This window comes from Flavobacterium sp. MK4S-17 (assembly GCF_009848495.1).
Lineage (GTDB): Bacteria > Bacteroidota > Bacteroidia > Flavobacteriales > Flavobacteriaceae > Flavobacterium.
In genome coordinates this window covers 83,061-107,523 of sequence record NZ_WWEP01000012.1, presented here as the reverse complement: position 1 = coordinate 107,523, position 24,463 = coordinate 83,061, and the positions used below count along the sequence as shown (strand labels likewise).

The window sequence follows — 24,463 nt, the reverse complement described above, 5'->3', positions numbered from 1 at the left end:
TCATGTAGTTTTGTATTTGCAAAAATAAGCTATCCTTTTCATAATATGGAAATAAATTTAGTAAGCGACACAGTTACCAAACCTACGCATGAAATGCTGCAGCATATGTTCAGGGCAAAAGTGGGGGATGATGTTTACAAACAGGACCCTACGGTAAACGAACTGGAGGATACTGTGGCTAACTTATTTGGAATGGAAGCAGCTTTATTTTTTCCCTCTGGAACAATGGCTAACCAGGCAGCCATTAAACTGCACACGAACCCCGGGGATGAGCTTATTTGTGATAAATGGGCGCACGTTTTTAATTATGAAGGGGGCGGGGCAGCATTTAACAGTGGTGTGTCATGCAGGCTTATTGACGGCAATCGGGGCATGATGGATGCTGCACAGGTTAAGGAGGCGGTAAATCCGCCGGATTTTTACCACAGCCCCCTAACAACTCTTGTATGTATAGAAAATACTACCAACAAAGGGGGCGGTGCCTGCTATGAAATGGAAACGCTTACAGCAATAGGGCAGGTTTGCAGGGAGCATAACCTTAAATACCACCTTGACGGCGCAAGGCTTTGGAATGCACTTGTTGCTAAAAGGCAGCACCCAAAACAGTTTGGCGATTTGTTTGATACCATAAGCGTTTGCCTTTCAAAAGGGCTGGGGGCACCTGTAGGCTCTTTGCTTTTGGGCAGCAGCCAACATATTAACAAAGCATTGCGCATAAGGAAGGTACTGGGCGGAGGTATGCGCCAGGCAGGATATCTGGCTGCAGCAGGGCTTTATGCGCTGCAAAATAATGTGGGCAGGCTGGAAAACGACCATAAAAGGGCTAAGCAGTTAGCAGAGCTTTTACAGCAGCTACCCTGGGTAGAACGTGTTGAGCCTGTAGAAACCAATATACTTATTTTTGCGGTAAAACCACAATACAGCGAAGCTTCGGTTATTGAAAAGCTGAAGCAGAAGAATATATTTATCAGTTCTTTAGGTAAAGGCAAGCTGCGTATAGTTACCCACCTTGACTATAAGGAAGTAATGCATCAGTATGTACTGGAAACATTCAGCAAACTTAGTTTTTAGGCAATAGCGATAAGGCAAAGTTTATTATACTAAAAAATAGTCATTACGATGGGATAACAACTAAGGCAATTATTAAATTGCCACTATCCGCCCGTAATGACTTTTTTGTTAATCAGGACTAATATGTTTTACCCCTTAGTTAATGGTACTCTATTTAAACATATCAAGCCCCGGTATGTTCGGCATGCCCTCTTTGGCAACAGCGCCCAGTTCGGCTTCATTTATGGCGGTAGCTTTTTCAATGGCTTTGTTAAGCACCAGTATCAGGTAGTCTTCCAGCTGCTCTTTATCTTCAAGCAGGGCATCATCAACAGAGATTGATTTTATAGCCTTATTTGCTGTAAGTGTAACTTTAAGAAGACCGTCATTACTTTGCTCATCTACCAGTACTGTATCAAGCCTTTTTTTGGTATCTTCAATCTTTTGCTGGGTTTCTTTAATTTTCCCCATCATACCCATAATATCTCCAAACATTTTTGTAAAATTTAATGATTTATATTTTGCAAAATTATTAAATTGCATGGTTATATACCAACTTTTAAAAGAATGAGAAAAAGCCTGCTTATCACAAGCGTTTGTGTTATTTTTGCAGCCAATGCACAAACAACAAAAGATAAAATGTTAAAAACGGTATTACCCCCTAAAGCTGCAATAAAACCACATAAACTCGAAAAGCACGGCGATGTTCGTACAGATAATTATTACTGGCTTAATGACAGGGAAAATCCTGAGGTTATTGAATATCTTAATAAAGAGAATGAGTATTATGAAAAGATGACTGCCCACACTAAAAAGTTCAGGGAAGATCTTTTCGAGGAGATGAAAGGCAGGATTAAGGAAGACGATTCTTCCGTACCTTATTTTTATAATGGTTACTATTACATAACCCGTTATGAAAAAGGGAAAGATTATCCTATATATTCACGTAAAAAAGGCAGCCTGAGCGCAAAAGAGGAAATAATGTTTGATTGCAACGAAATGGCAAAAGGACATTCCTACTTTAACCTTGGCGGACTTAACGTAAGCGAGGATAATAAATGGGTAGCTTTTGGTGTGGATACTGTTTCACGAAGAAAATATACCATTCAGGTTAAAAACCTTGAAACAAATGAAATTTTACCTTTGAAAATCGAAAATACAACTGGCGGTTCCACCTGGGCGGGCGATAACAAAACGCTTTTTTATACCCGTAAGGATGAGGTAACGCTGCGTTCCGATAAAATTTACAAGCATAAGCTGGGTACATCTGCAGAGGATGATAAACTGGTTTACTTTGAAGAAGATGACACTTTTGGAACCTATGTATATAAGGAAAAATCTAAAAAATATTTGGTAATAGGCTCCCATAGCACGCTTACTACCGAATACAGGATACTGGATGCCAAAAAGCCTGACGGGGAATTTAAAATATTCCAGCCAAGGGTGCGCGGTATGGAATATGGCATATCACACTACGATGATAAGTTTTATGTGGTTACAAATAAGGATAAAGCCAGCAATTTTAAGCTTATGGTTACCCCTGAAGGCAAAACAGGCATGGATAACTGGAAAGACCTGATACCGCACAGGAGGGATGTTTTGCTTGAAGATATTGATATTTTTAAAAATTACCTTGTAATAAGCGAGCGTAGTAACGGGCTTAACAAAATAAGGATTCGCCCGTGGGATGGAAGCGATGAATACTACCTGCCTTTTGATAGCGAAACATATACAGCAGGTACATCTGTAAACCCTGATTTTGATACTGATGTATTAAGGTACAGCTACCAGTCATTGGCTACACCGTCTTCTGTTATCGATTTTAATATGAAAACCCGCGAGAAAACTGTTTTAAAGGAGCAGGAAGTGCTGGGCGGGAAATTCAATAAAAATAATTATGAGGAAAAAAGGGTATGGGCCACCGCACAGGATGGTACCAAAGTGCCCATTTCCATGGTGTACAGGAAAGGTATTAAAAGAGATGGCACAAATCCACTCCTATTATATGCTTACGGCTCGTATGGGCATTCTATGGATGATGGCTTTTCATCGGTAAGGCTAAGCCTTTTGGACAGGGGCTTTATTTATGCAATAGCCCATATAAGGGGAGGGGAAGATTTAGGCCGTGAATGGTATGAAAACGGGAAACTGCTTAAAAAGAAAAATACTTTTACCGACTTTATAGACTGCTCTAAATACTTGATTGAGCAAAAATATACCTCGCCAAAGCACCTTTATGCCGAAGGAGGTTCAGCGGGAGGATTGCTTATGGGTGCAATTATAAATATGGCACCACAGCTTTATAATGGTGTTATAGCACAGGTTCCTTTTGTTGATGTGGTAACTACCATGCTTGATGACAGCATACCGCTTACTACCGGAGAGTATGACGAATGGGGTAACCCTAACAATAAGGAGTATTATGAGTATATGAAATCATACTCGCCTTATGATAATGTAAAGGCGCAGGATTACCCTAACCTTTTGGTAACTACAGGGCTGCATGATTCTCAGGTGCAGTACTGGGAACCTGCCAAATGGGTTGCCAGGCTAAGGGCTGTAAAAACAGATAACAACTTGCTTTTCCTGGACACTAATATGGAGGCGGGGCACGGTGGTGCTTCAGGGCGTTTTGAGGCTCTTAAGGAAGTAGCTAAAGAGTACAGTTTTTTGTTAGATTTGGAAGGAATTAAAAAGTAATTAAATTTTTTTTGTTAGCTTTGCAAGGTTTTGAGGTTAAAACTTTGCACATGGTTTTACCTTGATTAACTTATTTTTTATGAAAGAAGAAATAAAAGCCTATAATAATGTTCTGGAGTTAATTGGGAATACCCCTCTCATAAAACTCAATAAAGTAACAGAAGGATTAAAAGGAAATTTTTATGCTAAAGTAGAAGCTTTTAATCCGGGGCATTCCACAAAAGACAGAATTGCACTTTATATAATTGAAGAAGCCGAAAGAAGAGGAATTTTAAAGCCGGGCGACACAATTATTGAAACAACTTCGGGCAATACAGGTTTTAGTGTGGCAATGGTGAGCATTATTAAAGGTTATGAATGCATACTTGCTGTAACTTCAAAATCATCAAGGGATAAAATAGACATGCTTAGGGCAATGGGTGCAAAGGTTTATGTTTGCCCTGCCAACGTTTCTGCCGATGATTCCCGTTCTTATTACAACGTAGCCAAAAGGCTGCATGAAGAAATTAAAGGTTCTGTTTATATTAACCAGTATTTTAACGATTTAAATATAGACGCCCACTATAAATCCACCGGCCCCGAAATTTGGGAACAAACCAATGGGAAAATTACCCATCTTGTTGCTTGCAGCGGTACAGGAGGTACTATTTCAGGCGCAGCCCGTTTTTTAAAGGAGAAAAACCCTGATATTAAAATACTGGGTGTTGATGCTTTTGGCTCGGTGCTTAAAAAATATCACGAAACCAAAGAATTTGACAGCGAAGAAATTTATCCTTACCGGATAGAAGGCCTTGGCAAAAACCTTATACCTACTGCAACTGATTTTGATGTTATAGATAAGTTTATAAAAGTATCAGATGAGGACAGTGCACATTCTGCAAGGCAGATAGCAAAGCAGGAAGGACTGTTTGTGGGGTATACCAGCGGTGCTGCATTACAGGCTGTTAAACAATATGCTGAAAGCGGAGAATTTGGAGAGAACAGTAATATTGTAATGATTTTCCCTGACCACGGTTCACGCTACATGAGCAAAGTATTCAGCGATGAGTGGATGAATGAACAGGGCTTTTTTGACAGTGTTAACCTTGAGGCTGCACAAAAGATAGAATTTATAAAATAATATTATAATTATATATATAGAACCCCGGGCATTGCCGGGGTTTATTTTTTTATATACCGCAATAAATAAAAAACCACCCATAAGGGTGGTTTCTTTTCGAAGTGAATATAAAGCTAAAGCGGTCTAAACACGCCCCATGCCTTTCTTTTAAAATTCTTCTGACTTAATTATTTTCTGTTCCTGCAAGTTTTACTGAGTTACTCGTGGTATGTACTATTGCTTCTTTATTATCTGCTGCGGCCAGTTCAATTGAGCCTGAGCCGGCCAGGTCAAGCTTAACATCATTATTCAAAGGTTTTTTGGAAACTATTTTACCTGAACCCTGTAGAGAGATAGCATTAAGCTTACCTGATGGTACTTTTACAGTAATAAAATGGCTGCCGCTGCTTTTAAACAGTTTGCCTTCCATAGGTTTAATAATCAGTTCGCCGTTTTTAACTTCGGTAACTACAAAATCTATGATATTTCTGTCGGCTTCCACAGTTATTTTAGTATCGTTACCCGATACCAGTTTTACTGTAAAAGGGCCTTGAAGCAGCAGGCTGTTATATCCGCCCACGTTACGTGTAACTTTAGTTAAATGGCCATTGCCAATTACTACTTTCTTTTCCTGTGCTGTTGCAAAAAAGGCACTAAGGATTACTACCAATAAGAAGATTGATTTTTTCATGATGATTGATTTTTGATTGATGATTAATAAATTGATGATTGTTTTTAATTTACATAGTGTCTGTTATTAATTTTTACTGAGATTTATGTGTCCGTATTCTGTTTTAATATAAACTTTGTTTAGGCCACTGTTTTTATAATATCCTTTATAATAACCCCGGTTATCATTTTCCTGCTTTGTGGTGTACTGAATGCCTGAAGTATCACTTACACCTCCATATTGAGTTGAAAACTCAAAATCAAAATTGTAGTTGGGGTTAAATTCAAAATCAATACCCATGTAGCTGGAATTGATTGCTATATTTTTTGTAGTGATACTACGGTTGTTTACCTTCAGGTTGCCATAATTTGCCGTTACATTAATTAAGTTGCTTATAGTGCCTATTTTAGTATTTAAATAATCGCCCTTGCCAATAACTTTAACACCATTGGCTATTTGAATATCACCATAGCTACAATTGTAATTTATTTCGTTACATTTTTTAATATCAGTGTTCGAATATTCAGCGATAAGATTTACCACATAGCTGTTTCCTATATAAATATCCGAATAACTGATTTTTATATCTGCAGTTTTTACAAAATCTATTTTTGAAGCACCACAATACTCTATTTTTATAAGATTGCTGTTACTGTTAAGCTCATTTGCGGAAAAGCTACCATACTGGCACCTGATATTGGAAGAACCATATATTGTACCCAAAATAATATTCCCATATTCATTACTAAGTTTAATATTACCCTTTTTAGGTATTTTTACTGTATAGTTTATTTCCATGGTAATATTACCCCTTATCTGCATATCGGCTATTTGGGTAATAGCAGACACATTGCTTTTAGTGGCGTTAAGCAATACGTTAATAGAGTTAAGCCTTTTTACTACAATCCTTTCATCTTTTGCACTTACCCTGATTACAATATCTATGGCTGTTTTATTTTCGTCCCAGGTAGTAACATATATATTGCCATATTTATTTGTTATATCAAGGCCGGCATCACTGCTGACATTATATACCTTACTTATTTTTTTTTCTTTAGTATGCTTTGCTGCAAATGCAATGCAGGGCACTATATATAGTAACAGCAAAAATTTAAATGTTGTTATTTTCATTGTATTTTTCTTTGATGTTTTTAATGTTTTCAATCTGTGTAAGTACCTCTTCCAGGAAAGCAATCCGGGTTTGCAGATTAGTGATCATGGCATGTATTATTTTTTTATTTTCTCCATTTTCTATCAGCTCAAGGGTTAACTTATCATAATCCTTTTCCAGTTGCTCCATCCTTTTTAATGCATCCTGTACAATAGCTTTGGTTTCGGGGCTGTTTTCCTTTTCTACTTTAGCCAGTTCCTTTTGTATGATAGAAGCAAAGTAAACTTCAGCTTCTTTTGCCTTTGGGGAAATTTTGGCAAGTTGTGTACTGTCGCTTTTTTCGGGCTGAGGGTTATAGGTTATAAATATGCCCAGCAGTATTGCCAATACCGCAGCCGAAGCGTAAAACAGTTTATATACAGCCTTCTTTTTTCTTTTTTTACTCTCCAGCTTAGCGAGAAAACGCTGCCCGTGGCCCTGCCCCGGTTCTTCTGTGTCCCACTGGCCTGCAAAGCGGTTAAAAATTTCGTCTGTATTTCCCTTATTGTCCATTTTGCTTTATTTTATTTATAAGGCTTTCTTTAGCCCTGCTTATCAATGTACGGCAGTTACCGGGCGTAATTTTTAAAATTTCACTTATTTCTTCATTATCATACCCCTCAATATATAGCAGTGTCAACACAATCCGGTAATTTTCTTTTAGCTGCTGCAAGGCATTTTTTACTTCCTGTATCTGCACCTGCTGAAAATCGAGTACACTTTCGTTGTCATTTTCATCGGCAACTTTATACAAATGCCCATCTATAGAATCAATTGCTGTTTTACTTATTTTCTTGTAATAATCAAGGCTAAGGTTTACAACAATTTTTTTTAGCCAGGCACCAAAAGCTACTTCGCCTTTATATAAATCAAGTTTTGTAAAAGCCTTTAAAAATGACTCCTGCATTATGTCCTCGGCCCAGTGGCTATCTTTTACAATACGCAGAGCAGTGTTATACATAGCTTTATAATAGCGGTTGTACACTTCAAATTGTGCGTTGCGGCTTCCCTGCCTGCATTGCATTAATAAAAGATTTATTTCACTACCTGTGTTCAAGTTTATCCGGCCGGTTTTATATAATGACTTTACTGTTTACTATTTGTTACAGTTTGTATAAAAAAAATTAAAACAAAAAAGCACCTGTGAAACAGATGCTTTTTAAATTATTGATAAACAGGAGAATATTATTCTTCCTGCATGGTATGATACACATTCATTACATCATCATCCTCCTCAATTTTTTCAAGAAGTTTTTCCACATCGGCCTGTTGCTCGGCGGTAAGTTCCTTGGTTACCTGCGGAATCCTGTCAAAACCGGAAGAAAGTATTTCTATACCACGGTGTTCCAATTCTTTTTGTATAGCACCAAAACTTTCAAAAGGGGCATACATCATTATACCGTCTTCATCGGCAAAAATCTCCTCCACACCAAAATCTATCATTTCCAGTTCCAGTTCTTCAACATCCTGACCTTCGGCAGGAATACGGAAGTTACAGGTATGGTCAAACATAAATTCAACCGAACCCTGTGTGCCAAGTGTACCGTTGCATTTATTAAAATAGCTGCGTATGTTGGCTACGGTGCGGTTATTATTATCGGTTGCAGTTTCTATAAGTATGGCAATGCCATGTGGCGCATAGCCTTCAAAAAGTACCTCTTTATAGTTTGCAGTATCTTTATCCGATGCTTTTTTTATAGCCCTTTCCACATTATCTTTGGGCATATTGGCAGCTTTGGCATTTTGAATTACTGCCCTTAGCCTTGCATTGGTTTCCGGGTTAGGGCCGCCTTCCTTTACAGCAATAACTATATCTTTACCTATTCTTGTAAACGTTTTAGCCATGGCTGACCAACGTTTCATTTTCCTGGCTTTTCTAAACTCAAACGCTCTTCCCATAATTGTTTTATTTGCAGCACAAAAATAAACTTATTCGGTGTTTTTGCAAAATCATTTTTTAACGTGTTGCAGGGTGTGGTTACCTTTGCTCAAGCCGGTAAAGGTCAAGCAGTATATTAATGCCTTCTTTAATATAAGGGTCTGTTTTTACAGATTTTATCTTATAATCGCGCACGCTTTTTAAAAAATCGTCCTGCATGTATATTTTTTCAGGGGCAGTTATGTCCCTTACAATAATATTATTTTCTTTTTCGGCTGCAGCGTTTATGGTACCCCATATTGCATCGGTTAAGTGTACATCGGCAAATACGGCATTAAAAGTTAACGGCAGCGGGGATTTATCAGTTTCATAAAGTTTTTCCAGCCCTTCATTTATATCGTTTATTACTTTAAAATCCTCATCATCATTAATGCGCATATTGCTCAAGGCTTCCAGCTTTTTTATGCTGTTATTTTCAATCCTGTTGTAGTTTAGTTTTACAGGGATGCTATCATTTTTTATCGCGGTAGGCATACTGCTTTCGCGTGGCAGTAGTTTATCCAACAGGGCCGGCATTTTTATATCGGGCATAATACCAGTGTATTGGCTGCTCTGTCCGTTTACCCTGTAAAAACGGCTTATTGTAACCTTTACAAAATCAGTATTGTCAACTTCATTTAAAGGCAAAATAGTTTGCATTGTAGCTTTCCCTAAAGTATTGCTCCCTGCTATTACAGCCCTGTTGTAATCCTGCATTACACCTGCAAAAAATTCGCTTGCCGATGCCGAAAACCCATTTACAAGTACTACAACAGGGCCATCATAAAGCATACCCCTGTTATAATCATTTATAATATTGTCGGTTATATACTTATCGGCTATAATAGCCAAAGGGCCAAAATCAATAAACATTCCTGCCAGCCTTATTACCTCATCCATAGAGCCGCCCCCGTTAAACTGGAGGTCTATTATTAGCCCGTTTATATTTTCTGCTTTCAGTTTGGTAATTTCTTTGGCAACATCATCAGCACAGCCTTTTATGCTGTTATTATCCATAGCAGTATAAAAACTGGGTATTTTAATATAGCCTATGGGGTTTTCATTACCCAGTATAAAACTGTATACCGTGTGGTCATCAGCTTTCATAATGGTCTTTTCCAGATTGATGCTATACACTGTTCCGTCCTTTTTGCGGAGTGTCAGGCTAACATTTTTATAGGAATCCGAAAACACAATATCGTTAACCGTTTCCATTGCGGCACAGGAAACAATATATTCGGTATTGTTTACACTTAATTGTATCAGTTGGTCGCCTTTATCCACTTTACCCGTTTTATAGGCAGGGCCTCCGGGAACAATATCTTCCACAATAACTTCTTCCTTTTCATTCTGGCTTATGTAAAGCCCCAGTGAATAATTTTCCGAAGCTATGGTTGATATGAAAGAAGACTTTTCATCATAATTAAAATAAGTAGAGTGGGGGTCAAAATAAGAACAAAAAGCAGAAAAGAAAAGGTTATAGATGCTGTTATCAAAACCCTGTGGGGGATTTATCAGCGCATCAGCCCTGCAAATATATGACTCGATAATTTTACTTTTTGATTTAGCAAATAACACATCAATATTTGCAGTAAGCGAATCTTTGTTCTTGCTCAGTTTTGCTACATCTTCAAGTATATCATATATAATGCGCTTCCTTAAATAGTACTTTATTTTCTCTTTCCCGGCAGGGTAGGGAAAAACATTTTTAGAGAAATAGATGGTGTCTTTAGTATTATAGCCTATTTGTTCCCTGGCTATATCATCTATATAGCCTTTATAGCGCAAAAGCGCATTACTGTACAGGCTTATAAAGTCGGTAAAAAAAGCGCAATCCCGGTTATCAAGGTAATTATCAATACTTGTTTTATGTTTTGCCAGCAGGTCGTGCTCGCTTTTTAAAAACAATGTGTGGCTACTGTCAAGTTCATCCATTACCGTATTAAAAACATAAACCGACAGGCTGTCGTCTATCGGTTTAGGTTTTATATGGCGTTCCTGTATAAGCCTGCTTATATCAGCAAATTTTCCGCATGCTTTTTCGTGTTGTGCGGCAAGTGCCATAGGCACCAAAAAAGCAAATGCGAAAATTTTTTTCATGTTTACTGTTTTTTATAAAAGGGCAGCTTAACAACAGTGGCAGGCACATCATTTTTCCGTATGCGGATAAAAATTTCACTGCCAGGTGCCGCATATTCTGAAGGCACATAGCCCAGCCCGATGCCCTTATTAAGCGAAGGCGACATGGTACCTGATGTTACAATGCCTATTATATTGCCTTCCTTATCTGTAATTTCATAATCATGGCGCGGTATGCCCCTTTCTGTTAGTTCAAAGCCTACTAGCTTTCTTTTTACACCTTCTTCTTTTTGCTTTTTCAGCGCTTCGCTGTTTACAAAGTCCTTACTGAATTTTGTAATCCAGCCCAGTCCAGCCTCAAGCGGCGAAGTGCTATCGTTTATATCATTCCCGTAAAGGCAAAAGCCCATTTCAAGCCTTAGCGTGTCGCGTGCGGCAAGCCCAATAGGTTTTATACCGTAAGATGCCCCGGCTTCAAACACTTTATTCCATATCTGCTCAATTTCATCATTCTTTGCATAAATTTCAAAGCCGCCGCTTCCGGTATAACCGGTTGCAGAAATAATTACATGCGGTATGCCCGCAAAATCGGCTACTTCAAAATGATAGTATTTTATTGCTGATAAATCTAAAGATGTTAACGGCTGCATCGCCTCAACTGCCTTTGGACCCTGTATGGCAAGGAGCGAATAATCATCTGAAAGGTTGCGCATTTCAACCCCCATATCATTTTTCGATGAAATCCAGTTCCAGTCTTTTTCAATATTGCTTGCGTTTACTACCAAAAGGTACTGTTCTTCCTTTATTTTATAAATAATAAGGTCGTCCACAATACCACCATTGTCGTTAGGCATGCAGGAGTATTGTGCCCTGCCCACAGTAAGGGCAGCAGCATCATTAGTAGTAACTTTTTGTATCAGGTCAAGCGCTTTTGGCCCTGTCAGTAAAAATTCACCCATGTGCGACACATCAAAAACGCCCACACCGTTTCTCACGGTTTCGTGTTCGGCATTAACCCCTTCATATTGTACCGGCATATTATAACCTGCAAACGGAACCATTTTAGCTCCCAGCTTTTCATGTATGTGCGTAAGCGCTGTATTTTTCATTTAGTGTTTGTTTGTAAAAGTTTGTGGTTGCTAAATTATTGAAAAACTTACTTTAATGATAATATTAATGTATAATCTTTAATTAATGAATGTCAAAACATAGTTAATTTATTAAACTGATTAGCTTTTGTAATAACTTTACTGTAAACCTACAATAACCCGAAATGAAAATACTTAACGCCATACAGCTTAAGGAGGCAGATGCCCAAACCCTTGTAAAGCAAAATATAACCTCGGCTGAGTTAATGGAGCGTGCTGCAACCCAGGCATTTTTCTGGATTAAAAATAAGTTTGCCGATAAGGAAACGGTATTTCATATTTTTTGCGGTAAAGGCAATAACGGAGGCGACGGGCTGGTATTGGCGCGGCTGCTGCATAATGATAATTACGTAGTATTCCTTAATATTATTGGTGATGGTAGTCCTTCGGCTGATTTTTCTTTGAATTTCGAACGGCTGGGCAAGGAAGGTATAGCACTGCAAAATAGTAATGAAATATCCTCTTTCGGAAAAGGAAAAACAGTAGTTATAGATGCGCTTTTCGGCATAGGGTTCAGCAGGGAGCTTAATGATGATTTTATTGATATTATCAATATAATTAATAACAGTGGTGCATTTGTAATAGCTGTAGATACGCCATCGGGGTTGTATCTTGATAAAAAGACAGAACTTGCTGTTAAGGCTGATGTGGTACTTACATTTCAATGCGCTAAACTGGCATTTTACCTGCCGTCAAATTATAATTTTACAGGTAAGGTAGTAGTGCTGGATATCGGGCTGGACAAAGCTGCTGTTGATAACGTAAAAACAAGTTATTATCTAACCGACAGTATAGAGGTTGTAAAAAGATATAAGCCAATACCTGCTTTTGCACACAAGGGAACGCTGGGACATGCCTTGATTATTGGGGGGAGTTATGGTAAGGTGGGGGCAGTGTGCCTTTCGGCTAAAGCGGCTTTAAAGTCAGGTTGCGGACTGGTAACTGCCTTTGCACCGGAATGCGGTTATAATGCTTTGCAGTCCTATTTCCCGGAAGCTATGGTACTGACTAACGGCAATAAGCATATTGAAAATATTGGGTTTGATATTAGTCCTGATGCAATAGGTATAGGCCCCGGGCTGGGGCAGGAGCAGCAAACACAGGAGGCATTATACAATTTTATAAAGCAACAGGATAAACCCCTTGTGATTGATGCTGATGCCCTAAACATACTTTCGTATAATAAAGAATGGCTGAATCTTTTACCTGAAGGCAGTATTTTAACGCCACACCCTAAAGAACTCGAAAGGCTTTTGGGCAGTTGCAAGGACGACTATGAAAGGCTGGACAAAATGATAGCTTTTGCAGCAGAATATAAAATTGTTTTAGTGGCAAAAAATGCCCGCACAATGATTGTTTATAATAATGAAGTACACATAAACCCAACGGGTAATGCCGCGCTTGCAACCGGTGGCAGTGGTGATGTGCTTACCGGCCTGATTACAGGGTTGCTGGCGCAGGGGTACAGCCCGCAGGATGCAGCGGTTTTTGGTGTTTACCTGCATGGGCTGGCTGCCGATATTGCAGTACCGGAAACAGGAATACAGTCATTTACTGCTTCAGACATTATAAATTACGTGGGTAAAGCTTATCTTAAAATACAATCTGATATGCCTTAAATTGAAAAAGAGGCAAAAATGTTGTTTTTTAATTATTGTTTTGTGAATTTTGATGCCCCAATCTTCACTATAAAATGGAAAATATACATTATATAACCACCGACCTGTTATCCCTTGAAATTGTGAACACTATCCTTTCAGAGGATAAAAAGCTTGCCCTTTCGGAAGAGGCACGCGCCAATATAGAAAAGTGCCGTGCCTACCTGGATGAAAAGATGAAAACACAGGATGAACCCATTTATGGTATAAATACAGGCTTCGGTTCCCTTTATAATGTAAAAATATCCAACGAAAACCTTTCCCGCCTTCAGGAAAACCTTGTAAAATCACATGCCTGCGGTACAGGGGAAGAAGTACCCGAAGCCATAGTGAAGATAATGCTGCTGCTTAAAATCCAGTCATTAAGCTACGGCCATTCGGGCGTGCAGTTGCAAACCGTTGAAAGGCTTATCGACTTTTACAATAATGACATACTCCCGGTTATATATACTCAGGGCTCGCTGGGTGCCTCCGGCGACCTGGCTCCACTGGCGCACTTATCATTACCATTGATAGGCGAGGGGGAAGTATATGTCGATGGTTTCCGCCAGCCTTCTGAAAAAGTATTGGAAAAAATGGGCTGGGAACCAATAATACTTCAGTCCAAAGAAGGGCTTGCCCTGCTTAACGGCACACAGTTTATGAGCGCCTATGGTGTTTTTGTATTGCTTAAGGCTATTAAATTATCCTACCTTGCAGATGTTATAGGGGCGGTTTCGCTTGAGGCATTTGACGGGCGTATTGAACCTTTTAATGAACTTATCCACATGGTTCGCCCGCATAAAGGGCAAATAGTAACTGCCAGCCGTTTTAATGAATTACTGGAGGGCAGCGAAATTATCACTCAGGTAAAAAAGCACGTTCAGGATCCGTATTCCTTCCGTTGCATACCACAGGTGCATGGAGCCACAAAGGATACAATAGATTATGTAAAAAAGGTTTTCCGTACAGAGATAAATTCCGTTACCGATAATCCTAATATATTTATTGACAGCGACCGAATAATTTCAGGAGGCAACTTCCACGGGCAGCCACTTGCCCTAACGCTGGATTTTTTAGGCATAGCCCTTGCCGAGCTAGGCAGTATTTCTGAAAGGCGCACCTACCAGCTTATTTCCGGACTGCGCGGGCTACCTGCATTTTTGGTTAACAATGCGGGGCTTAATTCAGGCTTTATGATACCGCAATATACGGCAGCCAGTATTGTGAGCCAGAACAAACAGCTTGCCACTCCGTCAAGTGTTGACAGCATAGTATCTTCAAACGGGCAGGAAGACCATGTAAGCATGGGTGCCAATGCCGCTACAAAGGCACTTAAAATAGTAGATAACTTAGAACGCATACTCGCCATTGAGCTTATGAATGCCTCGCAGGCCATTGAGTTCCGCAGGCCTTTACAGTCAAGCGAATTTATAGAAATGTTCCTTAAGTCCTACAGGGAGGAAGTACCACTGGTAGAGGATGACAGGATATTACACTATGATATTGAAAACACCGTAGCATTCCTGCACCACCTGCAAATTGATGAGAGTGTTTTTGAATAAGCATTTATAACGGTTTAAACTCATGCTGTAGCAGGGAATACATATTGGAATCGGTATTGATGCCGTTTTCATTATAATGCTGCCTAATCACGCCTTCAAATTGGAAACCGAATTTTTTAAGGAGATTTATGGATGCATGGTTATCCAGGGCAGTTAGCGCTTCTACACGCCTCAGTTGCATTTCATTAAAGCCATAATCAAGTATTTTGTTTAAAGCCTCCGTCATTAATCCTTTTCGCTTATAAATATCATCAGAGAGGTGGTAGCCTATTTCCGCCCTGTAATGCTCGGGATACCAGGTATGATAACCGCACCAGCCAATTACATTTTCAGTACCGCCATCCAGTAAGAGGAAATGCTTAAAGGACGTTTTATAAGTAGTAATGCCTTTGTGGTATTTTTCCCTTTCTTTTTCTGCATCTGCTTCAGTTGCTAAGCCAAAAAAAGCCTGTAATTTTTCATTATCATGATTTTCAAGAATATAACTATGGACTTCAGGGGTTATAACCCTTAACCTTAATCTTGGTGTTGTAAGTATATCAATGTGAATCATGATTAAGTAATAAAGAAATTAAGCCCCTTTCAAGAGAAATAAGTCAGTACATAAAGTATTGATTGCAAATATTATTTTTTATCCCTTACTACTAAAACTTTATCCCTGCGTTTATATTTGGGGCTGTTAGCCACATGTACAGTTTGTGTATAAGTACTGTCGCTGTCCGGTACAATTTTCACTGTCATTGTACCCAGCCTTAAAACTTCTTTCCTTTTCTGTACGGTAGAGGAAGTAGGGTTTATGGTATAGGTACATTCATCAATCCATTTCAGGTCAAAAGTATAAGTTTCCTGGCTGTCTTCCATACGCTCTGTCTGTGTATCGCCGTCACGTGTTATAATACATACCTTTTTACTGCCGGGGTCGGTAAACTTAAAGGTACCATCTTTAAATTCAGAACAATCAGCAGCCTGGCTGTAACTATAAAAGCTGCCACACATTAAGCAGATTGTAAATATTATTTTTTTCATTTTTTACTATTCATCAGTTTAAAAACAACCAGGATGCCGGATAAAAGCTCCAGCCCCAATCCGATTGTTAACAGTGCTGAAGCATTAGGCCAGTGCATTAGCTTGAACATGGCTCCGAATACCACAAATAATGCGCCTATTATAAAAACTATAAGTATAAACCTCACGCTCATAAGCCTGCAACTAATCTTTAATTTTAAAATTCTTTTCAATAGCGCGAATCATTTCCCCTGCTATATCTTTATTAGTCGCACCTTCAATACCTTCAAGGCCGGGAGAGGAATTAACCTCAAGCAGTAACGGCCCTTTTGAGGAACGGATAATATCTACTCCTGCCACTTTCAGGTTCATGGCTTTGGCAGCCCTTATGGCAATCTTCTTTTCTTCGGCAGTTGCTTTTATTATAGATGCCGTGCCGCCTAAGTGTATGTTGGCCCTGAATTCTCCCGGCAGTGCCTCCCTTTGTATGGAAGCTACCACTTTACCGTCAATAACAAAAAGGCGAAGGTCTTTCCCGTTGGCTTCCTTAATAAATTCCTGCACCAGTATGTTGGCATTAAGGCTTTTAAAAGCATTTATAACACTCTCTGCCGCTTTTTTAGTTTCAGCAAGTACAACGCCTTTTCCCTGTGTGCCTTCCAGTAATTTTACAATAAGCGGCGGGCCGCCCACCATTTTAATCAGGTCGTTGGTATCCAGTGGAGAGTTGGCAAAGCCGGTGGTTGGTATATCTACTCCGCTGTTTAAAAGCAGTTGCAGTGAATAAAGTTTATCGCGCGACTGGCTAATTGCAGATGCAGAATTAAGGCAAAATACCTTTAGGGCTTCAAAGTGCCTGGTAAGGGCACAGCCGTAAAATGTCATGCTTGGCCGTATTCGCGGTATAACGGCATCAAAATCGTTAAGTACCCTACCGCCCCTGTAATGTATTTCAGGTGTGTCGGCATCAAGCTTCATGTAGCAGTATTTAAGGTTAAGGAAATGCATTTCATGCCCCCTTGCCTCACCGGCTTCCATAATGCGCCTGTTACTGTACAATTCCGGGTTGCTGGCCAAAAGCCCTATGCGCAGCCCTTTTCTGTGCTCCTCGGTCTTTTCATAATACTCCCGCAGTTTTTCAATTGTAGGCTGCCCTAATAAATATTTTTGTTCAGGGTCTACCAAAAGCCTGCCGCTCATGGCTTCGCGCCCCAGCAGCATACGGAAACCCATAGAGTCGCGGTTGGTGAGTGTAACCTCAACATCCCAGGAAGATTCACCTACCCTTAACTGGGTTTTTATAACATAACGCTGCTCGCGGTATCCGCTGGAACTTTTTACCACCCTTTTATCTACAAGGGGGGCTTCGCAGTGTATTACCGCCTTAGTGTTATTTTGTATAGGGTTTATATCGAATTTTACCCAACTCTCACCATTTTTTTCATAAGGTGATATATTAAGGGCGTGAAGCGCAGATGTTTTGGCACCTGAGTCAACCCGTGCTTTTATTGTTGGGATTTCAAGTTGTGGAAAGGCACACCATTCTTCGCTGCCTACAATGACTTTATCAAACATGCCGGTTAAAATATAATTCTAAAATACTACTTTTTTTAATTGTAAAAAGCGGAGCATGGATTTTTATAAAAAATAATCCCCGAAACCGTACGGCTTAGGGGATTACTATTTAAATAAATTGATTATTAATTATTCCGCAGGGTTTTGGGCTTTATTAATAGTTACCACAAGCTCCTGGCCGTTATCATCAAGGTCCATAAAAATCTCATCGCCACCCGAAATTTTGGAAGTTATAATTTCTTCGGCAAGAGCATCCTCAACATATTTTTGTATAGCCCTTTTTAGCGGCCTTGCACCAAACTGTTTGTCAAAACCTTTATCGGCAATAAAATCTTTAGCCTTATCACTCAACTGGATGTTATACCCCAACTCTTTTATCCTTGCATACAGCTTATCAAGCTCAATATCAATTATCTGGTTGATATGTTCTTTTTCAAGAGGATTAAACACTATAATGTCGTCAATCCTGTTGATAAACTCAGGCGCAAAGGTTTTTTTCAGCGCGCTTTCAATAACTCCTTTAGAGTAGTCATCGGCCTGTGCCTTTTTGGCAGCGGTGCCAAAACCAACTCCCTGGCCAAAGTCTTTAAGCTGCCTTGCACCAACGTTTGATGTCATGATTATAATAGTATTCCTGAAGTCTATTTTTCGGCCAAGGCTATCCGTTAAATATCCATCGTCCAGCACCTGAAGCAGCATGTTGAATACATCAGGGTGGGCTTTTTCAATTTCGTCCAGTAATACAACGCTATAAGGCTTCCTTCTCACTTTTTCGGTAAGCTGGCCGCCCTCCTCATAACCTACATATCCCGGAGGTGCACCCACAAGCCTTGATATAGCGAATTTTTCCATGTATTCGCTCATGTCAATACGAACCAGGGCATCCTCACTGTCAAATAATTCTTTTGCAAGTACTTTTGCAAGCTGGGTTTTACCCACACCTGTCTGCCCAAGGAAAATAAAGGAGCCTATAGGTTTGTTAGGGTCTTTAAGCCCGGCACGGTTTCGCTGTATTGATTTTGCAATTTTTGCCACAGCATCATCCTGGCCTATAACCTTGCCTTTAATTAAATCAGGAAGTTTTGCCAGCTTGTTGCTTTCCGTTTGCGCAATACGGTTTACAGGTATCCCTGTCATCATGCTCACCACATCGGCAACATTATCTTCAGTAACGGTAACGCGGTTGTTTTTAGAATCTTCCTCCCACTGCTCCTGTGCTATGGCAAGGTCTTTTTCTATGCGTTTTTCATCATCACGAAGCTTTGCGGCTTCTTCATATTTTTGCTTTTTAACTACAGAGTTTTTAAGCTCGCGCACTTCCTCAAGCTGCCTTTCAAGGTCAAGTATCTGCTTTGGCACATCAATATTGGTAATGTGCACCCGGGAACCTGCCTCGTCAAGCGCATCAATAGCTTTATCCGGAAGGAAGCGGTCGCTCATATACCTGTTGGTAAGCTTAACACAGGCGTCAATAGCTTCATCTGTATATATAACATTATGGTGGTCTTCATATTTACCTTTAATGTTATTTAGTATCATAATGGTTTCGTCTACAGATGTAGGCTCAACCATTACCTTCTGGAAACGCCTTTCCAGCGCTCCGTCTTTTTCTATATACTGCCTGTATTCGTCTAGCGTTGTGGCACCAATGCACTGAATTTCGCCCCTTGCCAGAGCCGGCTTAAACATGTTGCTGGCATCAAGGGAGCCTGTTGCACCGCCTGCACCAACTATGGTGTGTATTTCATCAATAAACAGAATGATATCGCTGTTTTTTTCAAGCTCATTCATTACTGCTTTCATGCGCTCCTCAAACTGCCCGCGGTATTTTGTACCCGCAACAAGGCTGGCAAGGTCAAGCGTTACAACACGTTTGTTAAATAATATCCTTGATACTTTTTTCTGCACAATGCGCAGGGCAAGGCCTTCGGCTATAGCCGATTTACCTACACCCGGCTCACCAATAAGCAAAGGATTGTTCTTTTTTCTTCTGCTTAATATTTGCGATACACGTTCTATTTCCTTTTCACGCCCTACAACAGGATCAAGCTTGCCTTCTTCGGCAAGTTCTGTCAGGTCACGGCCAAAGTTGTCAAGAACCGGGGTTTTCGATTTCTTGTTTGCTTTACTGCCGGAAGAAGGATTGTTGAATGAGCTTTCGCGCATACTGTCATCTTGTCCTGCATCATCGTTGTAGGAAGACTCTGCCTTTGGCAGGTTTTCAAGATAATCTTCTTCGTTTGATGTCATATTTATAAATTGTTCTTTAACCGTTTCGTAATCTATTTTTAGCTTGTTAAGCAATTTAGTGGTGGGGTCATTCTCGTTGCGCAATATGCAAAGCAGCAGGTGTGCCGTGCTTATAGATGTGCTTTGGAACACCTTGGCTTCAAGAAAAGTTGTGCGCAAGGCCCTTTCAGCCTGGCGTGTTAAATGAAGGTTTTTTTTATCATTACGCTCTGCACCGGGATTGGCAGGGCTTAATATTTCAACTTTTTTGCGCAGATGATCCAGGTCAACAGAGATATTGTTTAAAATAGAAATAGCTTTTCCATTTCCGTCCCTTAAAATCCCCAACATTAAATGTTCCGTACCAATAAAGTCATGGCCCAACCGTAAAGCTTCCTCTTTACTGTAGGTGATTACATCCTTGACTCTTGGTGAAAAATTATCATCCATAACACTATTTTTACTTATGTGTAAATTACTTTTATTTATGTAAGATTTTACAAAAACCATACCCATTAAAAGTCCTGACAGCTAATTGACGAAAAAAATGTGAATTTTAAAAAGGATTTAATATTACTTTATTAACCGTTGAGGGTGATTTTAATGTTAATAAAACATAAAAATTAGCATTGTTAAAATGGCAAAATCCTGTTTAAAATTCGTATATTGGCACGTTTTGTAAAAAAATTTAATTTTAATTTAATTATATATGTCTGAAGGAGAAAAGTTAATTCCTATTAACATTGAGGATGAAATGAAATCGGCCTATATTGACTATTCAATGTCAGTAATTGTATCAAGGGCGCTTCCTGATGTTAGAGATGGCTTGAAACCCGTACACAGAAGAGTACTTTACGGAATGAATGAATTAGGTGTTTTTTCTAACCGTGCCCATAAAAAGTCTGCCAGGATAGTGGGAGAGGTGTTAGGTAAATACCACCCCCATGGCGATACATCTGTTTACGACGCTATGGTGCGTATGGCACAGGAGTGGAGCCTGCGCTACCTTTTGGTAGATGGGCAGGGTAACTTTGGATCTATAGATGGCGACAGCCCTGCGGCAATGCGTTATACCGAAGCAAGGATGCGCAAAATATCAGAAGAAATAATGGCTGATATTGAAAAGGAAACCGTAGATTTTCAACTGAACTTTGACGACACATTGCATGAACCTACCGTTATGCCTACAAGGGTGCCTAACCTGCTTATTAACGGAGCATCGGGTATAGCAGTGGGTATGGCTACCAATATGCCCCCGCATAACCTTACAGAGGTGGTGGACGGTACCTTAGCTTATATTGATAATAATGATATTGAAATAGACGAACTGATGACCCATATAAAAGCCCCTGATTTCCCAACAGGCGGTGTGGTGTATGGCTATGAAGGTGTTCGCGAAGCTTTTAAAACAGGCCGAGGGAGGGTTGTTATAAGGGCCAAAGTAAACTTTGAAGAAGTTGATGGCAGGGAGTGTATTGTAGTTACAGAAATACCATATCAGGTAAATAAGGCAGAAATGATTAAAAAAACTGCCGATATGGTTAATGAAAAGAAAATTGAGGGCATAGCCAACATTCGTGATGAATCGGACAGGAACGGTATGCGTATTGTTTATATACTTAAACGCGATGCCGTACCAAATGTGGTGCTTAACACATTATATAAATTTACGCAGTTACAATCTTCTTTCAGTGTAAATAACATTGCACTTGTAAATGGCAGGCCGCAGTTGCTTAACCTTAAAGACCTTATCCATTATTTTGTAGAGCACAGGCATGATGTGGTTGTGCGCCGTACAAAATTTGACCTTCGCAAAGCCGAAGAGAGGGCACATATATTAGAGGGGCTTATTATAGCTTCTGATAATATTGATGAGGTTATCAAAATCATCAGAGCATCTAAGGATGGTGAGGAAGCCCGTAATAATTTAATTGAAAGGTTTAAGCTTTCTGAAATACAGGCACGTGCAATAGTTGAAATGCGTTTAAGGCAGCTTACAGGGCTGGAGCAGGACAAGCTAAGGGCAGAGTATGAAGAAATAATGAAACTTATTGCTGAATTAAAGGCTTTATTGGAAAATAAAGAACTGCGAATGAACCTTATTAAGGAGGAGCTTATAGAAATAAGGGATAAATATGGAGATGAGCGCCGTTCGCAAATTGAGTACGCCGGAGGCGATGTAAGTATTGAAGACCTTATTGCCGATGAAAATGTGGTTATTACCATATCTCATGCCGGCTATATTAAACGCACGCCGCTAAGCGAATATAAAACGCAAAACAGGGGTGGTGTAGGGCAAAAAGGTGTTGCCACCAGAGACCAGGATTTCCTTGAGCACCTGTTTGTGGCTACCAACCACCAGTATATGCTGTTTTTTACACAAAAAGGTAAATGTTTCTGGATGCGTGTTTATGAAATTCCGGAAGGTACCAAAACAAGTAAAGGGCGCGCCATACAAAACCTTATCAATATAGAGATGGATGATAAGGTTAAGGCCTTTATTTGTACGCAGGACCTTAAGGACCAGGATTACATAAACAATCACTATGTAATTATGGCCACCAAAAAAGGTATAGTTAAAAAAACATTACTGGAACAATACTCGCGCCCAAGGCTAAATGGTATTGCTGCCATTACTATACGTGAAGATGACGAATTACTGGAGGCAAAATTAACCACAGGTGAAAGCCAGGTATTGCTGGCTGTAAAATCGGGCAAGCTTGTTCGTTTTGAGGAAGGTAAAACCCGGCCTATGGGGCGCAGTGCCTCGGGAGTACGTGGTATAACTCTGGCTGATGATAATGATGAGGTAATCGGCATGGTTTCTGTTAATGATATGAACAGCGAGATACTTGTTGTATCTGAAAAGGGTTATGGAAAACGTTCAAGCCTTGAAGATTACCGTATTACCAACCGCGGAGGCAAAGGGGTTAAAACGCTTAATATAACAGATAAGACCGGTGCCTTGGTATCAATCAATAACGTTACCGATTCTGATGACCTTATGATAATTAATAAGTCAGGGTTAACCATACGTATGCAGGTGTCTGATTTAAGGGTTATGGGCCGTGCCACTCAGGGTGTACGTCTTATAAATATTAAAGGAAATGATTCTATAGCTGCCGTAACTAAGGTAATGCGCGAGGAAGAAGCGGTAGATGAGGTGGTGGAAGAAGTGTTGGAAAACCAGGATGCTGAAAATGGGGTAACAGGTTATATTGAGCCTGATACTGATACTCCGGCAGCCGATGAAAACCAGGAATAAATTAAATAAAAAGATATGAAAATTAAATATGTAATTGCAGCTTCAATAATGCTGTTATCTGCGGGGACTTATGCCCAAAAAGATGAGCTGAAAGCGTTGAGGAAATTATATAATAATGATAACCCCAATGCTGAAGATTATAAGAAGACAAAAGAGTTGCTGGATAAGGCAGCCCAATTAATGGGGAATGCCTCTAACGAGCAGAAGGCAGATTACCACCTTTACCTTGCAGATTATTACCTGTACCAGTCTATGACAAACCCTATGGTGGCTATGGTAAACCTGCAAAAGTCGGTAGAGAATTACGAAAAAGTGCTGGAGCTTGAAAAGAATGGTAAAAAGAACCATACAAAGGAAATACAGGAGGAAATTTACCCAAATATAAAATCCAGTATTTCAACAATGGCATCGCAGTTAAACCAGAAAAGCCAGTTCAAGCAGGCTGCACCGCTATATTACCTTGCCTATAAGATGGATCCTAAAGACCAGTACAGCCTTTATAACGCAGCTGCTTCTGCTGTAAACGGACAAGATTTTGATAAGGCTTTGGATTATTATATTGAGCTTGATAAATCAGGTTTTACAGGCGAGGCTACAATTTATACTGCTAAAAATAAAAAAACTGGTGAGGTGGAGTCTTTTGGTTCTAATATAACCACCAGAGACCTTTTGGTTAAACAAGGTGATTATATTGAACCTAAAGTGGAAAGATTACCTTCATTAAAGGGAGAAATTGTAAAAAATATTGCGCTTATATATGCCCAAAAAGGTGAAACAGAAAAAGCTAAGCAGGCTATGACTAATGCAAGGAAAGCCAACCCTGACGATGTAAGCCTCATTTTAGCTGAAGCAGATTTATACATGAAGACCAAAGACATGGATATGTATAAAAAGCTGATTAATGAAGCTATACAGAAAAACCCTAATGATGCCGACCTGTTTTATAATCTTGGAGTAGTAACCTCCGCTACAAATAAAGAAGAAGCTATAAAGCATTATCAAAAAGCATTGCAAATAAGGCCTGATTTTGTTAATGCCAATATTAACCTTGGGCTTTTAATGCTTGCCGATGAGCAGAAGATTGTTGATGAAATGAACAGTCTTGGCACTACGCCAAAGGAAAACCAGCGTTATGACCAGCTTAAAAAGCAAAGGAATGGGCTTTATACAAAAGCAATGCCTTATTTTGAAAAGGCACACCAGCTTGAGCCGGATAATCAATATGTATTATCTTTACTTGCTAACGTATATCAGGCATTGGAAAGGATGGATGATTACAAAGCTATAAAAGCAAAAATGAAAGGATAATAGTTAAAATTTCTTCTAAAATAAAAATCCCCGCATTTGCGGGGATTTTTATTTTAGAAGAATAA

Annotated in this window: 20 protein-coding genes; 7 read left to right on the top strand and 13 right to left on the bottom strand. The window is 39.6% G+C overall.

The features are described 5' to 3' along the window. Nucleotides 1–45 precede the first annotated feature (45 nt). Nucleotides 46–1,071, top strand: a complete 1,026-nt coding sequence (locus GSF09_RS05930; RefSeq protein WP_159800021.1) for a low specificity L-threonine aldolase — start codon at nucleotides 46–48, stop codon at nucleotides 1,069–1,071. A 150-nt stretch (nucleotides 1,072–1,221) separates the two neighbouring features. On the opposite strand, the gene GSF09_RS05925 is transcribed toward GSF09_RS05930, so the two are convergent. Then, on the bottom strand, nucleotides 1,222–1,545 hold the full coding sequence (locus GSF09_RS05925; protein WP_159800020.1) for a YbaB/EbfC family nucleoid-associated protein: 324 nt from the start codon (nucleotides 1,543–1,545) through the stop codon (nucleotides 1,222–1,224). A gap of 72 nt (nucleotides 1,546–1,617) precedes the next feature. Here GSF09_RS05925 and GSF09_RS05920 point away from each other — a divergent pair, with 72 nt between their 5' ends. Beyond that, entirely contained in the window at nucleotides 1,618–3,750 is a 2,133-nt protein-coding gene (locus GSF09_RS05920; RefSeq protein WP_159800019.1) for a S9 family peptidase, read from the top strand. A 79-nt stretch (nucleotides 3,751–3,829) separates the two neighbouring features. Next, nucleotides 3,830–4,870, top strand: a complete 1,041-nt coding sequence (locus GSF09_RS05915) for a PLP-dependent cysteine synthase family protein (RefSeq protein WP_159800018.1) — start codon at nucleotides 3,830–3,832, stop codon at nucleotides 4,868–4,870. A 163-nt stretch (nucleotides 4,871–5,033) separates the two neighbouring features. Here the strand turns inward: GSF09_RS05915 and GSF09_RS05910 are convergent, their stop codons facing one another. From GSF09_RS05910 to gcvT, 7 genes are all read right to left on the bottom strand, one after another. Further along, entirely contained in the window at nucleotides 5,034–5,540 is a 507-nt protein-coding gene (locus tag GSF09_RS05910; protein ID WP_159800017.1) for a GIN domain-containing protein, read from the bottom strand. A 66-nt stretch (nucleotides 5,541–5,606) separates the two neighbouring features. Beyond that, nucleotides 5,607–6,650: a hypothetical protein gene (locus GSF09_RS05905; protein ID WP_159800016.1), complete on the bottom strand. Its 1,044-nt coding sequence runs from the start codon at nucleotides 6,648–6,650 to the stop codon at nucleotides 5,607–5,609. Next, on the bottom strand, nucleotides 6,631–7,182 hold the full coding sequence (locus GSF09_RS05900) for a hypothetical protein (protein WP_159800015.1): 552 nt from the start codon (nucleotides 7,180–7,182) through the stop codon (nucleotides 6,631–6,633). The genes GSF09_RS05905 and GSF09_RS05900 overlap by 20 nt, the downstream gene beginning before the upstream one ends. Then, entirely contained in the window at nucleotides 7,172–7,693 is a 522-nt protein-coding gene (locus GSF09_RS05895; RefSeq protein WP_159800014.1) for an RNA polymerase sigma factor, read from the bottom strand. Before GSF09_RS05895 ends, GSF09_RS05900 begins: the two co-directional genes overlap by 11 nt. A gap of 161 nt (nucleotides 7,694–7,854) precedes the next feature. Further along, entirely contained in the window at nucleotides 7,855–8,568 is a 714-nt protein-coding gene (locus tag GSF09_RS05890; RefSeq protein ID WP_159800013.1) for a YebC/PmpR family DNA-binding transcriptional regulator, read from the bottom strand. 79 nt (nucleotides 8,569–8,647) lie between these two features. Beyond that, nucleotides 8,648–10,687 (bottom strand): carboxy terminal-processing peptidase, encoded by a 2,040-nt coding sequence (locus tag GSF09_RS05885; protein ID WP_159800012.1) that lies wholly within the window; start codon nucleotides 10,685–10,687, stop codon nucleotides 8,648–8,650. Between the two features lie 2 nt (nucleotides 10,688–10,689). Further along, entirely contained in the window at nucleotides 10,690–11,775 is a 1,086-nt protein-coding gene (gcvT, locus tag GSF09_RS05880) for a glycine cleavage system aminomethyltransferase GcvT (RefSeq protein WP_159800011.1), read from the bottom strand. Between the two features lie 164 nt (nucleotides 11,776–11,939). Between gcvT and GSF09_RS05875 the strand changes: the two genes are divergently transcribed. Next, on the top strand, nucleotides 11,940–13,433 hold the full coding sequence (locus GSF09_RS05875; RefSeq protein WP_159800010.1) for an NAD(P)H-hydrate dehydratase: 1,494 nt from the start codon (nucleotides 11,940–11,942) through the stop codon (nucleotides 13,431–13,433). Between the two features lie 74 nt (nucleotides 13,434–13,507). Next, nucleotides 13,508–15,016: a histidine ammonia-lyase gene (gene hutH, locus GSF09_RS05870; protein ID WP_159800009.1), complete on the top strand. Its 1,509-nt coding sequence runs from the start codon at nucleotides 13,508–13,510 to the stop codon at nucleotides 15,014–15,016. Between the two features lie 4 nt (nucleotides 15,017–15,020). Here hutH and GSF09_RS05865 read toward each other — a convergent pair whose 3' ends face one another. From GSF09_RS05865 to GSF09_RS05845, 5 genes are all read right to left on the bottom strand, one after another. Continuing rightward, nucleotides 15,021–15,569, bottom strand: coding sequence for a GNAT family N-acetyltransferase (locus GSF09_RS05865; RefSeq protein ID WP_159800008.1), 549 nt, complete (start codon nucleotides 15,567–15,569; stop codon nucleotides 15,021–15,023). Nucleotides 15,570–15,640: 71 nt separating this feature from the next. Beyond that, on the bottom strand, nucleotides 15,641–16,042 hold the full coding sequence (locus tag GSF09_RS05860) for a hypothetical protein (protein WP_159800007.1): 402 nt from the start codon (nucleotides 16,040–16,042) through the stop codon (nucleotides 15,641–15,643). Then, nucleotides 16,039–16,215: a gliding motility protein GldL gene (locus GSF09_RS05855; RefSeq protein ID WP_159800006.1), complete on the bottom strand. Its 177-nt coding sequence runs from the start codon at nucleotides 16,213–16,215 to the stop codon at nucleotides 16,039–16,041. The genes GSF09_RS05860 and GSF09_RS05855 overlap by 4 nt, the downstream gene beginning before the upstream one ends. 10 nt (nucleotides 16,216–16,225) lie before the next feature. After that, the gene (rimK, locus tag GSF09_RS05850; RefSeq protein ID WP_159800005.1) at nucleotides 16,226–17,596 is read right to left on the bottom strand and encodes a 30S ribosomal protein S6--L-glutamate ligase; all 1,371 of its coding nucleotides are present in this window, start codon (nucleotides 17,594–17,596) and stop codon (nucleotides 16,226–16,228) included. 129 nt (nucleotides 17,597–17,725) lie between these two features. After that, on the bottom strand, nucleotides 17,726–20,275 hold the full coding sequence (locus GSF09_RS05845) for an ATP-dependent Clp protease ATP-binding subunit (RefSeq protein WP_159800004.1): 2,550 nt from the start codon (nucleotides 20,273–20,275) through the stop codon (nucleotides 17,726–17,728). A 259-nt stretch (nucleotides 20,276–20,534) separates the two neighbouring features. On the opposite strand from GSF09_RS05845, the gene gyrA reads away from it, so the two are divergent. Further along, nucleotides 20,535–23,090 carry a DNA gyrase subunit A gene (gyrA, locus tag GSF09_RS05840; RefSeq protein WP_159800003.1) on the top strand — a complete coding sequence of 852 codons (2,556 nt, stop codon included), beginning with the start codon at nucleotides 20,535–20,537 and terminating at the stop codon, nucleotides 23,088–23,090. Nucleotides 23,091–23,105: 15 nt separating this feature from the next. After that, the gene (locus GSF09_RS05835; protein ID WP_159800002.1) at nucleotides 23,106–24,398 is read left to right on the top strand and encodes a tetratricopeptide repeat protein; all 1,293 of its coding nucleotides are present in this window, start codon (nucleotides 23,106–23,108) and stop codon (nucleotides 24,396–24,398) included. Nucleotides 24,399–24,463 lie beyond the last annotated feature (65 nt).